The following is a 15,172-nucleotide window of genomic DNA, read 5'->3' on the forward strand; positions in this document are numbered from 1 at the left end:
GTTCAGCCGACGGTGTCGACGATCTCGCCGGTGGTGGGGTCGCGGATGTCGGAGCGCTCGATCTGCACGGTGAGCTGCGGGACGCTGCCCATCGTGACGCTGCTCTGCTTGGGGCGCAACAGATCCGCGAGTTCGGCGACGGCGTGCGGCGGCAGCGTGAGCAGCAGGTCGTCGCCGTCGGCCGTCGCGGCGAAGTCGGCGCCGGGCCGGAACGTGATCTGCCGGTGCGTACCGGCGACCGTCAGCTCCCGCCCGTACGGCAGGCGCCCGGTGAGCAGCGCAGCCACGCTGGGCGCCGGGTGCGCGCCGACGGTCACGGTGACGCGCCCGCGGCGTACCGCGAAGTCGGCGACGTCGACGTGCACGTGGCCGGTGGACGAGCCGTCGGCGGCGATGCCCGCGTGCACGGTGCTGGCGATGTGCTCGTCGGTGTGCAGCGACTCCCGGTCCGGATCCGTTATCAGCAAAGGGATCCGGGTCGCGAGCGCGTCGAGTACGGCGGTCGTGTTCCACCGCTGCGTCGCCTCGTACTCCTCGGCGGTGAGGCCGACGATCTGGAGGAACCGGACCGTACCGTTCGGCGTGCCGATGGTGCCCAGCTCGGGATCGAGTACGAAACCGGCGGCGCACAGCAGGGTCGTCGGCCGGTCGGCGTCGATCGGGCCGGCGAGGTTCAGGTGGTGGCCGGGCTCGAACCAGTTGCCGCTCTGGAACACGTACCGCGCGAGGTTCTGCAGCAGGTTGAGCGCCCACGCCGGCGGCTCGGTCTCGTCCGCACGCCGCGCCAGCCGGATCGTGAACTCGAAGCCCCAGCCGGACTCCGCCGCGTCCGCCGACTCCTTGCCGTACAGCTCGGACATCCCGTAGCTGACGAGGTGCCAGTGCGGCACCGGATCCTCCCGCGGGTACGCCCGGATGACGTCCAGCGGGTCGGGACCGCCGAGCCGCCACGAGATCAGCGTCCCGTACGCCTGCGGCTCGACCCCCGCGTACCGGGCGTCGAGGACGGCGTCGATCGCGTCCTGGCCCGGTGCGCCGGTATCGGGGGGTTCCGACATCCGTCCTCCGTCCCTCAGGTACGGCTGGTCGTCCGCTCCGCGGCGGCGATGGCGTCGATCCTCGCCTCGTCCGCGTTGCGGCACAACACGACCGACGCGCCGATCGCCAGCGGCGCGAGCAGCCACGCCATCGGGTCCGGCTCGCCGTCCACCGGTACCAGCAGGCGGCCGCCGGGCAGCAGGCCGGACTCGCCCGCGTGCCGGCGCGCCCGCGCCATCAGCTCGGCCTGGCTGACCGGCGCGGGGCCGAGGAGCGCCGGGGCGTCCGGATCCACCGGCGCCGGGACGAACCGGTCACCGTACTGCCGGACCTCGACCACGAAGTCCGCCGCGCCGGGCGGCACCTCGGCCAGCGGCGCCGCCATCGGCCGCAACCCCAGCAGGTACGTCTCCGCCGGGCGCAGGTCGCGCAGCTCGGCGAGCCGCCCCGGCGTACCGAAGGCGACGTCGACGGGGGCGGCGTCCGCCTCGGGCACCGTCCGCACCGGTACGCCCGCGGCGAAGCAGCCGAGCAGCACCGCGGCGGTCTGCCAGTGCGCGGGCAGCAGTACGCCGGCGGTGTCGTCGGGCCCCAGCCCGGCGCCGTCGACGAGCATGTTCGCGGTCTTCGCGACCCAGTTGTCCAGCGTCACCGCGGACAGCTCGGTCCGCTCGCCCAGCGACTCGTCGTAGTACGTCAGCAACGGGCGGTTCGGGTCGGCACGCAGCGCCGCGGCCAACGCCCCCGCGGCCGTCGACTCCTCGGTACTCACCGGCACACCTCCTCGGAGGTGTCGACGGTAGCCGGTCGCCGGCACGGACCGTCATGGACACCCGCCCGTACGGGCGCGCGTGGTGGGCGACACACGGGTCAACGTAAGGTGAAGATGGCGATGCGGTCGGGGCTCGACCGCCGTGGCGGACGCCACGGACAGCGGTTCCGGCATAGACTTGGCGACCGGCACCGGTGGTGCGGCGGGTCATGGGGATCCGCAAAGGTACGCGTACCGCCGGTGAAAGATGTGACTCCGCGTATGTGCGGAGCGGCTCCAGGGGAGTGGTCTTGGTGACCGGTGTCGAGCTGCCCCGGGTGCTGTTCGACGCGACGAGCGTGCCCGCCGACCGAGGTGGCGTCGGACGGTACGTGGACGGCCTGCTGCGGGCGCTGTCCGGCGTCCACGACGGGCTGACGGTGGTGTGCCAGCGCACCGACGCGGAGCGGTACGCGCGGCTCATGCCGCACGCCGAGATCGTGACCGGGCCGGCGGCGGTGTCGCACCGCCCGGCCCGGCTGGCCTGGGAACAGACCGGCCTGCCGCTGCTCGCGCAGCAGCACAACGCGCAGGTGATCCACTCGCCGTTCTACACCTGCCCGCTGCGGGCGTCCTGCCCGGTCACGGTGACCGTGCACGACGCGACGTTCTTCACCGAACCGGACCATTACGAGAAGGCCCGTGGCACGTTCTTCCGGTCGGCGATCAAGACGTCGCTGCGTCGCGCCGCCCGGGTCATCGTGCCGAGCAAGGCGACCCGGGACGAGCTGATCCGGCTGCTCGACGCCGACCCGACCCGGGTCGACGTGGCGTACCACGGGGTCGAGCCGGAGGCGTTCCACCCGCCGTCGGAGGACGAGAAGGCCCGGGTGCGGGCGCGCCTCGGCCTCGCCGACCATGACTACGTGGCGTTCCTGGGGGCGAAGGAGCCCCGGAAGAACGTGCCCGAGCTGATCCGCGGCTGGGTACGCGCGGTCGCCGGTCGGGAGGACCCGCCCGCGCTGGTGCTCGCCGGCGGCAACGGCCACGACGACGAGATCGACAAGGCGGTCGCGGAGGTGCCGGGCCACCTGCGCCTGCTGCGCCCCGGCTACCTGCGGTACGCGGACCTGCCCGGCTACCTGGGCGGCGCGCTCGTCGCGGCGTACCCGTCGCACGGGGAGGGGTTCGGGCTGCCCGTGCTGGAGGCCATGGCCTGCGGCGCGCCGGTGCTGACCACGCCGCGGCTGTCGCTGCCCGAGGTCGGCGGCGACGCGGTGGCGTACACGGGGGAGTCGGCCGCGGAGATCGGCCGCGACCTGGCCGCGCTGCTCGACGACGACGCCCGGCGTGCCGACCTGGGCCGCCGCGGGTACGAGCGGTCCCGGGAGTTCACCTGGGACCAGAGCGCCGACGTGCACATCGCCGCCTGGCGCCGCGCGATCGGGTGACACCCGCCGTTCCGACGAACTTCTGCCCGTCACCGCGTACCAGGTGGCGGGCAGCGTCGGTGCAGGAGTTTCGCAGGGAGTTTTCAGGCGGGACGGTTAGGGTGCCGAGATGAACAGCGGCGGGTTCTACGCGGTGATACCGGCGGGTGGCAGCGGCACGCGGCTGTGGCCGCTGTCGCGGTCGGGCCGGCCCAAGTTCCTGCACCACCTGACCGGCTCGGACCGGACCCTGTTGCAGGCGACGGTGGACCGGCTGGCCCCGCTCGCCACCCCCGACCGGACGTACGTGGTGACCGGCGTGGCGCACGCCACCGGTGTGGCGCGGCAGCTGCCGGCGCTGCCGGCGGACAACATCCTGGTCGAGCCGTCGCCGCGGGAGTCGTGCGCGGCGATCGGGCTGGCCGCGATGGTCATCGCCCGGCGCGACCCGGACGCGGTGATGGGCTCGTTCGCCGCCGACCATCTGGTACGGCAACAGCCGCTGTTCACCGCCGCGGTGCGTACGGCGATCGACACGGCCGGTGCGGGATACCTGACGACGATCGGGATCACGCCGACCCACCCCGAGACCGGGTACGGCTACCTGCGCTGCGGCGGGATGCTGGGCGACGGGCCGGCGAAGCTGGTCGGCGAGTTCAAGGAGAAACCGTCGCACGACGTGGCCGTCGGGTACGTCGAGTCCGGGCGGTACCTGTGGAACGCCAGCATGTTCGTGTGGAAGGTGGACGTGTTCCTGGCGGAGTTGGCGCGCCAGCAACCGGAGCTGCACGACGGGCTGAGCCGGATCGTGGCGCGCTGGGACACCGCCGACCGGGAGGACGTCCTCGGCGAGGTGTGGCCGACGCTGCCGAAGATCTCCGTCGACTACGCGGTGATGGAGGGCGCGGCCGAGGCGGGCCGGGTCGCGACCGTACCGGGTGACTTCGGGTGGAACGACGTGGGCGACTTCCACACGCTCGGCGTGGTGCTGCCGATGGACGACGACGGGAACGTGGTGGTCCGCGGCGAGGACCGGGGCGGCGAGGTGCTGTCGGTCGACTCGCACGACACGGTCGTCGTACCGCGGTCGGGCCGGCTCGTCGCGGCGCTCGGCGTGGACGACCTGATCGTGGTGGACACCGCGGACGCGGTGCTGGTCTGCCCGCGCAGCCGGGCCCAGGACGTGAAGAAGCTGGTGGACCGGCTGCGCGAGCGCGGCGACCGCGAGCTCATCTGACCGGCGCGCGACCGGCCGGTTCCCGACCCGACCCGAGGTACGGCGCGCGCCGGGACGGTCAGGCCGGGTGCCGGGCGGCCATCGCCAGCGCGGGGGCGATCAGCCGCTCCGTGGCGTCGGCCAGCGGCGACGGCAGCTCACCCGGGCGGAACCAGCCCAGCGCCGCCGACTCGTCGCTGACCAGTTCCCGCGCGCCCGGCGGCGCGACCACCACGTACCGGACGTCGTGGTGGTACGACGGGCGACCGCCGCACGTCACCTCGTGGATGTCCACGTCGATCGGTTCGGGTACCAGCCGCAGCCCGGCGATGCCGGACTCCTCGGTCGCCTCGCGCAGCGCCGCCGCCGCCAGTGACGTGTCGGCCGGCTCGCAGTGCCCGCCGAGCTGCATCCAGCGCCGGATCCGCCCGTGCAGGCAGAGCAGCACCCGCTCGTACGCGTGGTCGAGCACCAGCGCGCTCGCGGTGACGTGCCCGGCCGGGTGCGCGCGGTACATGGCGTCGGGCCCGGCCGACAGCAGCGCGAGCGTACGGTCCCGGGCGGGCTCGGGGCGCCAGTCGGTCAGCACCCGCACGGCGTCGTCGTACAGCGGGGTCATCAGCGCTCCAGGTACGCGTCGCCGGGGTCGCCGTCGGCCGGTTCGACCGGCTTGGCCGGCCAGCCCGCCGCGGACACGCCCAGGAACTGCCACGTCGCGGGTACGTCGAGCGCCGCGCCCAGCGCCACCGGGTCGGGCGGGTCGACCAGCCCGGGACTGACGAGCACGTGCACCAGGCCCTCCGCGGTCAGCGCCTCCGCGGTCGCCGCGATCCCGTCCATCTGGCGCAGGACGCCGGCCATCGCCTCGGGGTCGTCCTCGTCCAGGTCGAACGCGTCCATCGGCACCGTACGGAACGCGACCAGGAGTACCGGGGCGTGCGCGACCAGGTCCTCGTCGTACGGGCCCGGCAGGACGGCGGCCAGCGCGGCGCGGGCCGCCGGCGACTGCACCCGCACGTACCGCCAGAGGTCGGGTTCGCTGGCCTGGCCGCGCATCACCGCCACCGCCCGGCGTACGGGCGGGTCGGGCACGGGCTCCGGTGACAGCTCCTCGCCGGCCAGCCGTACGGCGAGGACGTCGCGGCGGCCGGCGGCGCGCGCCTCGGCCGTACCGAGGGCGAACATGTCGGACTCCAGCGGCCGTACCAGCGCCGCCGCGCCCGGGCCGTCGTCGGCCGGCAGCGGACCGAGCCCGCGCACCACCGCCACCGGTACGCCGGATGTCTTGCCCTTGACCAGATCCGCCGCGCCGGCCAGCTCGTCGATCACCGCGGCGGCCGTCACCGACAGGTCGTTGCCGTACGCGTCGGTCTGGCCGCGGTGGTCGCGCAGCGGGGCGATCCCGGCCGCGCCGATGGCCACGTCGGTCTGCCCGTCGCGCCACGGCCGGCCCATCGTGTCGGTCACCACGACCGCGACGCGGATGCCGAGCCGTGCGGCGAGTCCGGCGCGCAGCCGCCGCGCCGACGCGTCCGGATCGAGGGGCAGCAGCGCCAACCGGTCACTGTCCACATTGGACGCATCGACCCCGGCCGCGGCCATCACCAGCCCGTGCCGCGTCCGCACGATCCTCGTACGCCCGCGGCTGGCCACCACCGCCGCCGTCTCGGCGTCCACCGCCGCCAGCCGCGCCGCCTCCCGTCCCGCCGGATCCGGCGGTACGGGCACCAGCCGGCCCTCCGCCTTGCTGACGATCTTGCTGGTCACCACCAGTACGTCGTCGTCGCGCAGGTCGGCGCCCAGACCGGCGACCAGCGCCGCCAGGTCGTCGCCGGGACGTACCTCGCCGATGCCGGCGAGCGGCACGACCGTGATCGGCTCAGCCATCGGCCCGCCCCAGTGTCGCCGCGTCCGCGACGATCGCCGCGGTCTCCGCCTCGTCGGTCATCAGCAGCGGTCGCGCCAGCACCCGCACCCCCGGTACCTCGGTGTCGGCGTCGCGCTTGTCGACCAGCCACCCGTCCAGCAGCCCGTCCGCACCGGCCGCGCCGTACAGCCGGCCGACTCCGGCGGCGCTCACCTCGACGCCGATCGTGCGCAGGCACCGGTCCGCCATCCCGCGTACCGGAGCACCGCCGATGATCGGCGACGCCCCCACCACCGGCGCCGCCGCCGACCGCACCGCGTCCCGGATCCCCGGTACGGCGAGGATCGGGCCGATGCTGACCACCGGGTTGCTCGGCGCGACGAGTACCAGATCGGCGGCCTCGATCGCGTCGAGGACACCCGCGGCCGGCGTCGCCGACTCGGCGTCCACGAACACGAACCGCTCCGCCGCGGGCTCCGCGTGGTAGCGCACCCACCATTCCTGGAAGTGCAGCGCGCGCGGGCCCGGCTCACCCTCGACGGTGGCGACCACGTGGGTCTCCATCCGGTCGTCGGTGGCGGGCAGCAGCGTCACGCCCGGCTGCCACCGCGCGCACAGCGCCTCCGTCACCGCGGACAGCGGGTATCCCGCCGCCAGCATCCGGGTACGGACGAGGTGGGTGGCGAGGTCCCGGTCACCGAGGCCGAACCAGCTCGGGTCCGCCCCGTACGCGGCGAGCTCGTCCCGGACCGCCCACGTCTCCCCGGCCCGGCCCCACCCGCGTTCCGGGTCGGCGCCGCCGCCGAGCGTGTACATGACGCTGTCCAGGTCCGGGCAGATCCGTACGCCGTGCAGGGTGACGTCGTCACCGGTGTTCACGACCGCGGTCACGTGATGGCCGCCCGCGGCGGCGAAGGCCCGCACACCCTGCAGGAAACGGGCGCCCCCGATGCCGCCGGCCAGTACGACGATGCGCATGCCGACCATCCTCGCGCACGCCCGCGGGAGCGCCGACCGGCGGTCCGGTCGTACCAAGATCGGCGACAGGTGGTAACCAGGATGCGCGACGAGGCTAGGCTCGTCGGATATTTGACTGTGCTACCCGAGGGGGAGGCTCGTGACAACCCAGACGGCGGCCGAGGAAAAGGACGCGACGGCCAGTCAGTACACCAAACCGCTCCGGCTGATCGCCGGACTGATCATGCTCGCCGCCGTGGTCCTGCTGGTGCTCGCCTCGGCGGCACAGTTGATCCCGTCCGGCGCCTACTCGACGTTCACCGGCAACGCCGACGGGCAGTTCAGCCAGTTCGTGAGCTGGGCGACGGTGCTGCCGCCGGTCCTCGCGGTGCTGCTGGCCAGTCACATCCGGCCGGTACTGCCGCAGGCGAAGCTGTTCGCCCTCGTCGCCCTGATCGAGTACGCGGTGATCATCGTGTTCGGGGTGGTCTGCCTGATCGGCGGGCTGCTCGGCGAGCTGGACTACGCCAACAAGCAGGGCACGTCGGTGATCGACCCGATCGCCGGGATCTTCGGCCGGCTCGCGCTGCTCGCGCTGGCCGCGGTGGCCGGGCTGTTCGTCGCGATGGTCTTCCGCGGGCTGAACGCCGGCGCCGCCCCGCGCCCCGTCTACGGCGGCTACGGCCAGCCCGGGTACGGCCAGCAGCAACCCGGGTACGGTCAGCCGGCCGCCCAGCAGCAGCCGGCCCAGGCGTACGGCCAGCAGGCGTACGGGCAGCAGCAGGCTCAGCAGCAGCAGTACGGGCAGCAGGGCAGCTACGGGCAACAGCAGCAGCCGCAGCAGGGCCAGGCCGGCAGCTACGGCCAGTACCAGTACGGTGCGAACCCGGCGGCGCCCGCCTCCGGCACCCCCGCGGCCCCGACCTCGGGTACGCCGGCGGCGCCGACCTCGGGTGCCGGTGGCGCGGCGCCGACGTCCGGCGCCGGACAGCCCGCGCAGGGCGGGTACGGCTGGCCGAACCAGGGCGGCGGCTCGTGGCCGACCCCGGGTCAGCAGCCCGGTCAGCCGGCCCAGCCGCAGCAGGGGCAGCCCCAGCCCCAGCCGGGCCAGCAGGCGCAGCAGCAGCCCGGCCAGCAGGCGCAGCAGCAGCCGGGTCAGCAGCCGCCGGCGGCGCCCGGCCCGGCCACCTCGGCGTGGCCGACCGCGCCGGGTGCGGCCAGCTGGCAGCAGCAGGATCAGCCGCAGGAGCCGGCCAACCCGGACGAGGGTCAGCGCACCCAGCTGATCACACCGGAGATGCGGCAGCAGATCGACCAGCGGCGCCAGCAGGGCAACCAGTAGGAGCGGGTCGGCGGCAACAATCCGCCGGCCCAGACGACCGACGTGGCCCGGCCGGGATTCCCGGCCGGGCCACGTTTTTTCGTACGCTCCGGCAAGATCACGGTTTCCGTCCTAAGTGGACGCACGCCGGGTATCCTGTGTCCGGTCACGTCCCGGCGTCCCCCGCCGTGTCGAGCGTGACGCCTAACGGGCCCATTTATCAGGTTCGGCTTGACGGCGCACGCATTACACGCGTGTAATTTCAGTGGGGACATTGGTAGGGCGCGTCGCTGGCGCTGCGATCGGAGGCGGGCCCGAGGACAACTGAACGGGGCCTTCCGCGTGGGGGGTGAGCGTCGGTGAAGTCGGCCGGCGCCGGAGCTAGGAGGCACGTAGATGGACGGCCGGGAGACGGTGGCCGACCTGATGGAGGATGCGCCGGAATGGCAGGAGCGCGCACTGTGCGCGGAAACCGATCCGGAGGCGTTCTTCCCGGAAAAGGGGGGGTCGACCCGCGAAGCCAAGCGGATCTGCTCGCGCTGCGAGGTGCGCGCCGAATGCTTGGAGTACGCGCTGGGTAAGGACGAGCGTTTCGGCATCTGGGGTGGACTGTCGGAACGTGAGCGGCGAAAGCTGAAGCGTCGCGCGATCGGGTAGTGCAGGCACGTCCGCACCGCCGGCCGTCCGGGCCGGCCGCAGGTTTCGTACGGACATGCCCCGGGGGTGGTGTGCAGGCGGCAGGGGACCTGCACACCCGTACCGGTCGGCGGGGGGTCGCCGGTCGGGTGCGGATGGCCGCACCGGCTTCCGTCTACTCGGGGTCGACGTCCTCGGGGTCGAGGCCGAGGAGATTCGCCACCTGCTCGACGATCACGTCCTTGACGAGGTCGGCGAGGTCCTCGCGGTCCACGGCGCGCAGTTCGAGCGGGCGCCGGTACAGGACGATGCGGGGCGGGGCGCCGTCGGTGCCGGGATGGCCGGGCAGCAGCCGCGCGATCGGGACGTCGCCGTCCTCCAGGACGTCGGCGTCGTAGACGTTCAGCGCGGGCGGCACGTCCTCCACGGCGAACTGGACGCCGGTGAGTTCCTCGGCGAAGCGCTGTTCGAGCAGCTCGACCGCGTCGAGCACCATGTCGTCGAACAGCTGCGCCCGGGTACGCGACAGTGGCAGGGTGGCCGGGACGAGCCGCCCGCGCAGCCCCCTGCCGCGGCGGTCCCGGCGCGGGCCGGCGGGCCGGTTCTTCTGACGTGGTGCGGTGCTCACCCGGTCAGCGTAGTGCGGGCAGCGCCCGGTGGCGGAGGGTACTCGGGGTGGCGCGCCCGGCGATTCTCGTACGGCGTGTCGAGGGGCAACCGGACGAACGCCGCACGGTTGGGCGATACCGTGATCGGTCGTGAGGTCACCACGGCGCTGCACCCGGACCGGCTGCCCTAACCCGGCCGTCGCGACGCTGACCTACGTCTATGCCGACTCGACCGCGGTGGTCGGCCCACTCGCGGCGTTCGCCGAGCCCCACTCGTACGACCTGTGTGAGCAGCACGCGACGCGGTTGACCGCGCCCCGCGGCTGGGACCTGGTGCGGCACGAGGGCGAGTTCGAGGCACCGGCGCCGAGTACGGACGACCTGGTGGCCCTGGCCGAGGCGGTGCGGGAGGCGGGGCGGCCGGTGCGCCGCGAGGAACCGGCCCGCGGTGACCAGCGCCTGACCGATCCGGCGGACGACCGCGAGCTGGGTCGCCGCGGACATCTGCGGGTGATCCCGCCGCCGGCCTGACCGTCCGGTTCCTCCCCGGTACCGCCGGGTCGTGCGGTGCCGGGTGGACCTGGCGGGGCGGCGCGGAGATCGGTGTGCCGCCGGTGACCCTCAGTACGGCCGAGCGGCGTTACGGCCGGTGAACCCGTGGGAAGCTGGACGGGTGAGCTCATCGCCGCGGCTGGAGCCGGAGCTGTCGATCGAGGAGATCCGACGCACCGGGCCGCTCGTCGACGCCATCTACGCCGACATCCTCAGCCCGTCGTTCCCGCCGGCCGAGCTGACCACGCTGGCCGCGCTGCGGGCCGGGATCACCGCCGGTACGACGACGGTCGCCGTGGCACTCGACGCCGCGCGTACGCCGTGGGGGGCGGCGGTGGGCGAGTGGTACCCGGAGGCCCGGGTGATGTTGCTGGGGTACATGGCGGCGCGGCCGGGCAACCGCGGTCTGGGGGTGGGCCGGGAGCTGCTGGCGCAGTCGATCCGCGCCTGGGCCGGGCGGTACGCGCCGTGCCTGGTGCTGGCGGAGGTCGAGCGGCCGGACGCGCACCGGGCGTCGCTGGCGCACGGCGACCCGACCGCGCGGCTCCGCTTCTACCAGCGGTACGGGGCGCGTGCCCTGGACCTGCCGTACTTCCAGCCCGCGCTGCGCGCGGACGAGGAGCGGGCGTACGGGATGCTGCTGATCACGCTGCACGCGGAGGACCGGTTCCTGATCGGGCCGGACCTGCTGGACGCGGCGCCGGTCCGCGCGTTCTGGGCCGACTACCTCGCCGGTACGGAGGGGCGGGTGGACGATCCGGCGGCGACCCGGCTGCGGGACGCGATGCGCCGCGACGGGATCCGGCTGCGTCCGCTGGACGAGTACCGGCGGGTGCCGGCGGCGGCGGGCTGACGCTCCGCGGCGGTGCGTACGGGTGCCGGTGCCCGGCGTGTCCGGCGGGCACGCGACCTGGACCTCTACCGGCTCGCCGGTCGGCCGGGTCGGTACGCTGCTGGGCACAGGCGCGAGAGACCGACGGGAGTGACCGGCGTGGTGGATCTGGCCCAGATCGTGAAGGCGTACGACGTGCGGGGCACCGTGCCCGACCAGCTCAACGCCGACGTCGCGCGGGCCGTGGGCGCCGCGTTCGTCCGGGTGACCGGCGCGGAGCGGTGCGTCGTGGCGCACGACATGCGTACCTCGTCGCCCGACCTGGTGGCCGCGTTCGCCGAGGGCGCGACCGGCCAGGGCGCCGACGTGGTCAACGCCGGCCTCGGCCCGACCGACATGCTCTACTACGCGTCCGGCTCGCTGGACCTGCCCGGCGCGATGTTCACCGCCAGCCACAACCCGGCCAAGTACAACGGGATCAAGATGTGTCGGGCGGGGGCGCGGCCGATCGGGCAGGACACCGGGCTGGCGGAGATCCGCGACCTGGCGCAGGAGTTCCTGGCGACGCAGCCGGCGCCGGCCGCGCGGCAGGGCACCGTCAGCGACCGCGACCTGCTCGCGGACTACGCGCGCCACCTGCGCACCCTGGTCGACCTGAGCGGCATCCGCCGGCTCAAGGTCGTCGTCGACGCCGGCAACGGGATGGGCGGCTACAGCGTCCCCGCCGTACTCGGCGACGCGAAGCTGCCCGCGCTGCCGCTCGACATCGTCCCGATGTACTTCGAGCTCGACGGCTCGTTCCCGAACCACGAGGCGAACCCGCTGGAGCCGGCGAACATCGTCGACCTCCAGGCGAAGGTACGCGAGGTGGGTGCGGACCTGGGGCTGGCGTTCGACGGGGACGCGGACCGCTGCTTCGTCGTGGACGAGCGTGGCGAGCCGGTCGCGCCGTCGGCGATCACCGCCCTGGTCGCCACCCGTGAACTGGTGAAGGACCCGGGCGCGACGGTCATCCACAACCTGATCGTGTCGCACGCCGTACCGGAGATCGTGCGGGAGCGGGGCGGCGTGCCGGTGCGCAGCCGGGTCGGCCACTCGTTCATCAAGGCGGAGATGGCCGAGACGAACGCGGTGTTCGGCGGCGAGCACTCCGCGCACTACTACTTCCGCGACTTCTGGTTCGCCGACACCGGGATGCTGGCCGCGATGCACGTCCTCGCCGCGCTCGGCGGGCAGGACCGGCCGCTGTCCGAGCTGGTCGGCGAGTTCACCCGGTACGTGGCGTCCGGCGAGATCAACTCCACGGTCGCCGACCAGGCCGGCCGCCTCGCCGCCCTCCGCGACCGGTACGCGTCGGTCGGGGTGGACGAGCTGGACGGGCTGACCGTCGAGTTCGGTGACGGCGCCTGGTTCAACGTGCGGGCGTCGAACACCGAGCCGCTGCTCCGGCTGAACGTGGAGGCACCGACGCCGGAACGGATGGCCGAGGTCCGTGACGAGGTCCTCGCGATCGTCCGCGCCTGACCCGCGCCCGAGTCCCTGAGGAGAAGCGCCATGCCCGACCCGACCACGCTGGACGACGAGCTGCTGGCGATCCTGGCCTGCCCCGACGAGCACCACGCGCCCCTGACGTACGACGCGGCGGCGCAGACGTTGACGTGCACCGAGTGCCACCGCGTGTTCGACGTGGTGGACGGGATCCCGGTACTGCTGCTGGACGAGGCCCGGCCGGGGCCGGAGCAGTCATGACCGACGACGCGCTCCGGCGGTCGGCGGGCGACGCGGACCCGGGTACGGCCGGGGTCAGCGGCCACCGCGAGGTGGACGAGGCGCTGCTGGACGACCCCGCCCGGATCGACGCCGCCGACCCGGGGTTCATGCTGCGCGCGATCGCCTCGGGCGGCCCGCAGATCCGCGAGGCGATGGCGCTGGCGTCCGAGGCGGACCTGGCGTCGCTGGGCGACGAGGGCCGGCCGCGGTCGGTGGTGGTCGCGGGCGTCGGCACGGCCGCGCGTACCGGGGACATCCTGGCGACGGCGGCGGGTCCGCGGTGCCCGGTGCCGGTCGTGGCGCACCGCAGCGCCGGCATTCCCGGCTGGGTCGGCGCGGCCGACATGGTACTGGCCGTGTCGGCGTCGGGCCGCAGCCCGGAGGCGCTGGCCGCGGCGGAGGCGGCGGCCCGGCGTGGCGCGCGGCTGGTCGCGATCGGCGCGCCGGAGTCGGAGCTGGCGGCGCTGGCCGAGCGGGCCCGTGCCCCGTTCATTCCGGTACCGCGGCGGGCGCCGGCGCGGGCGAGCCTGTGGGCGCTGGCCGTACCGGTGCTGCTGGCCGGGCGGGCGCTGGGGCTGGTACGGATGGCCGAGGCGGACCTGGTGGAGGCGGCGACCCGGCTGGACGACGACGCCGAGCGCTGCAAGATCAACAACGATGCGTTCACGAACCCGGCGAAGTCGCTGGCGTTGGACCTGGCCGGTTCGCTGCCGGTGATCTGGGGGTCGACGCCGCTGGCCGCGGTGGCGGCGGGCCGGTTCGCCGAGATGCTCGCCGCGAACGCCCGGTACCCGTCGGTCTCGGACTCGCTGTTGGAGGCCGGCCGCGGCAGTGTCGGCCTGCTCGACGGCGTGTTCGGCGCGCTGGCCGAGTCGGAGCGGGACATCTTCGCCGACGAGCCGGAGACGCCGCAGGGCGGCCGGCTGCGGCTGGTGATCCTGCGCGACGACGGCTTCGAGTCCGGCACCCCGGCCGAGGACTCCGACAGCGACGAGCCGCCGGCGGTGGAGAGCCGCCGCGCCGAGGCGGTCCAGCAGCTCGCGGAGCGGCGCGGCGTGCGCTGCACCGTACTGCGAGCCGAGGGCGCCTCGCCGCTGGAACGGTTGGCGTCGCTGACCGCCGTGCCCGACTTCGCGTCGGTGTACCTGGCGCTCGCGCACGGCTTCGACCCGATGGCCGTTCCGGCGGTCTCCGAGATGAAGGACTTCGTCACCCCGTGAGTACGCACCCCCGTGTCCCGTCGCGCCGGTCGAGAGGCGCGCGCCGATGAGCTCGTCCGGTGGTACCAAGGCGGTGCTGGCCGCGCTCGGCGCGAACCTCGGCATCGCCGTCGTCAAGTTCCTCGCGTTCCTGCTGACCGCGTCGTCGTCGATGCTGGCGGAGGCGATCCACTCGGTCGCCGACTCCGGCAACCAGGTGCTGCTGCTGGTCGGCGGCAAGCGGGCGCGCCGCAACCCGGACCCCGAGCACCCCTTCGGGTACGGCCGGGAGCGCTACATCTACGGCTTCATCGTGGCGATCGTACTGTTCGCCGTCGGTGGCCTCTTCGCCCTGTACGAGGGGTACCACAAGGTCCAGCACCCGGAGGCGATCCACTCCTGGCAGTGGGTGCCGGTCGTGGTGCTGGTCATCTCGATCGTCCTGGAGGGCAACTCCTTCCGTACGGCGTGGCGCGAGTCGCGGCAGGCGCGGCGCGGGACGAGCGTCTTCCAGTACATCCGGCGGGCGAAGGACCCGGAGCTGCCGGTGGTGCTGCTGGAGGATTCCGCGGCCCTGATCGGTCTGGTACTCGCGCTGTTCGGGGTCGGGCTGACGCTGATCACCGGCAACGGCATCTGGGACGGCGTCGGCACGCTGGCGATCGGTGCGCTGCTGGTGTGCGTGGCGGTGTCGCTGGCGATCGAGACGAAGAGCCTTCTGCTGGGCGAGTCCGCGACCGCCGACAACGTCCGCGCGATCGAGGCGTCCATCATGGACGGTCCCGAGGTGGAGCGGATCATCCACATGCGCACCATGCACCTCGGCCCGGAGGAGCTGCTGGTGGCCGCGAAGATCGCGGTGCACCACGACGACACCGCGGCGCAGGTGGCGAAGGGCATCGACGCGGTCGAGGCGCGGATCCGCGCGGCCGTACCGATCGCGCGCGTGATCTACCTCGAACCGGACCTGTACCGCACGGTCAAGGAGAAGTGAG

16 protein-coding genes are annotated in these 15,172 nt (G+C 73.9%); 10 read left to right on the top strand and 6 right to left on the bottom strand.

Annotation, left to right across the window (positions count from 1 at the left end):
• Positions 1-2 precede the first annotated feature (2 nt).
• Both Aru02nite_RS14035 and Aru02nite_RS14040 read right to left on the bottom strand, forming a co-directional pair.
• Positions 3-1,058, bottom strand: a complete 1,056-nt coding sequence (locus tag Aru02nite_RS14035) for a suppressor of fused domain protein (RefSeq protein ID WP_203657928.1) — start codon at positions 1,056-1,058, stop codon at positions 3-5.
• Positions 1,059-1,072: 14 nt separating this feature from the next.
• Entirely contained in the window at positions 1,073-1,810 is a 738-nt protein-coding gene (locus Aru02nite_RS14040) for a TIGR03089 family protein (protein ID WP_239076664.1), read from the bottom strand.
• 317 nt (positions 1,811-2,127) lie between these two features.
• On the opposite strand from Aru02nite_RS14040, the gene Aru02nite_RS14045 reads away from it, so the two are divergent.
• On the top strand, positions 2,128-3,240 hold the full coding sequence (locus Aru02nite_RS14045; protein ID WP_239076676.1) for a glycosyltransferase family 4 protein: 1,113 nt from the start codon (positions 2,128-2,130) through the stop codon (positions 3,238-3,240).
• Between the two features lie 109 nt (positions 3,241-3,349).
• A complete protein-coding gene (locus Aru02nite_RS14050) occupies positions 3,350-4,456 on the top strand; it encodes a mannose-1-phosphate guanylyltransferase (RefSeq protein WP_203657930.1) in 1,107 nt (368 codons plus the stop codon).
• A gap of 58 nt (positions 4,457-4,514) precedes the next feature.
• On the opposite strand, the gene Aru02nite_RS14055 is transcribed toward Aru02nite_RS14050, so the two are convergent.
• Genes Aru02nite_RS14055 through cofD form a run of 3 tightly spaced genes read right to left on the bottom strand, consistent with a single transcriptional unit; the run spans position 4,515 to position 7,280 of the window.
• Positions 4,515-5,054, bottom strand: coding sequence for an NUDIX hydrolase (locus Aru02nite_RS14055; protein ID WP_203657931.1), 540 nt, complete (start codon positions 5,052-5,054; stop codon positions 4,515-4,517).
• On the bottom strand, positions 5,054-6,322 hold the full coding sequence (locus Aru02nite_RS14060) for a coenzyme F420-0:L-glutamate ligase (protein ID WP_203657932.1): 1,269 nt from the start codon (positions 6,320-6,322) through the stop codon (positions 5,054-5,056). Before Aru02nite_RS14060 ends, Aru02nite_RS14055 begins: the two co-directional genes overlap by 1 nt.
• A complete protein-coding gene (gene cofD, locus Aru02nite_RS14065) occupies positions 6,315-7,280 on the bottom strand; it encodes a 2-phospho-L-lactate transferase (protein ID WP_203657933.1) in 966 nt (321 codons plus the stop codon). Before cofD ends, Aru02nite_RS14060 begins: the two co-directional genes overlap by 8 nt.
• Before the next feature lie 139 nt (positions 7,281-7,419).
• Between cofD and Aru02nite_RS14070 the strand changes: the two genes are divergently transcribed.
• Both Aru02nite_RS14070 and Aru02nite_RS14075 read left to right on the top strand, forming a co-directional pair.
• Entirely contained in the window at positions 7,420-8,601 is a 1,182-nt protein-coding gene (locus Aru02nite_RS14070; protein WP_203657934.1) for a hypothetical protein, read from the top strand.
• Positions 8,602-8,976: 375 nt separating this feature from the next.
• On the top strand, positions 8,977-9,237 hold the full coding sequence (locus Aru02nite_RS14075) for a WhiB family transcriptional regulator (RefSeq protein ID WP_203657935.1): 261 nt from the start codon (positions 8,977-8,979) through the stop codon (positions 9,235-9,237).
• A gap of 154 nt (positions 9,238-9,391) precedes the next feature.
• Here Aru02nite_RS14075 and Aru02nite_RS14080 read toward each other — a convergent pair whose 3' ends face one another.
• Positions 9,392-9,712, bottom strand: a complete 321-nt coding sequence (locus Aru02nite_RS14080; RefSeq protein WP_203657977.1) for a metallopeptidase family protein — start codon at positions 9,710-9,712, stop codon at positions 9,392-9,394.
• 262 nt (positions 9,713-9,974) lie between these two features.
• Between Aru02nite_RS14080 and Aru02nite_RS14085 the strand changes: the two genes are divergently transcribed.
• The 6 genes from Aru02nite_RS14085 (at position 9,975) to Aru02nite_RS14110 (ending at position 15,171) form a co-directional block, all read left to right on the top strand.
• A complete protein-coding gene (locus Aru02nite_RS14085; protein ID WP_203657936.1) occupies positions 9,975-10,355 on the top strand; it encodes a DUF3499 domain-containing protein in 381 nt (126 codons plus the stop codon).
• Between the two features lie 142 nt (positions 10,356-10,497).
• Entirely contained in the window at positions 10,498-11,229 is a 732-nt protein-coding gene (locus Aru02nite_RS14090; protein ID WP_203657937.1) for a hypothetical protein, read from the top strand.
• A 138-nt stretch (positions 11,230-11,367) separates the two neighbouring features.
• Positions 11,368-12,732 (top strand): phosphomannomutase/phosphoglucomutase, encoded by a 1,365-nt coding sequence (locus Aru02nite_RS14095; RefSeq protein ID WP_203657938.1) that lies wholly within the window; start codon positions 11,368-11,370, stop codon positions 12,730-12,732.
• Positions 12,733-12,762: 30 nt separating this feature from the next.
• Positions 12,763-12,957, top strand: a complete 195-nt coding sequence (locus Aru02nite_RS14100) for a Trm112 family protein (RefSeq protein WP_203657939.1) — start codon at positions 12,763-12,765, stop codon at positions 12,955-12,957.
• Positions 12,954-14,198, top strand: coding sequence for an SIS domain-containing protein (locus tag Aru02nite_RS14105; protein WP_203657940.1), 1,245 nt, complete (start codon positions 12,954-12,956; stop codon positions 14,196-14,198). The genes Aru02nite_RS14100 and Aru02nite_RS14105 overlap by 4 nt, the downstream gene beginning before the upstream one ends.
• Before the next feature lie 46 nt (positions 14,199-14,244).
• Positions 14,245-15,171: a cation diffusion facilitator family transporter gene (locus Aru02nite_RS14110; protein ID WP_203657941.1), complete on the top strand. Its 927-nt coding sequence runs from the start codon at positions 14,245-14,247 to the stop codon at positions 15,169-15,171.
• The last annotated feature ends 1 nt before the right edge of the window (position 15,172 follow it).

It is taken from the genome of Actinocatenispora rupis (genome assembly GCF_016861975.1).
GTDB lineage: Bacteria > Actinomycetota > Actinomycetes > Mycobacteriales > Micromonosporaceae > Actinocatenispora > Actinocatenispora rupis.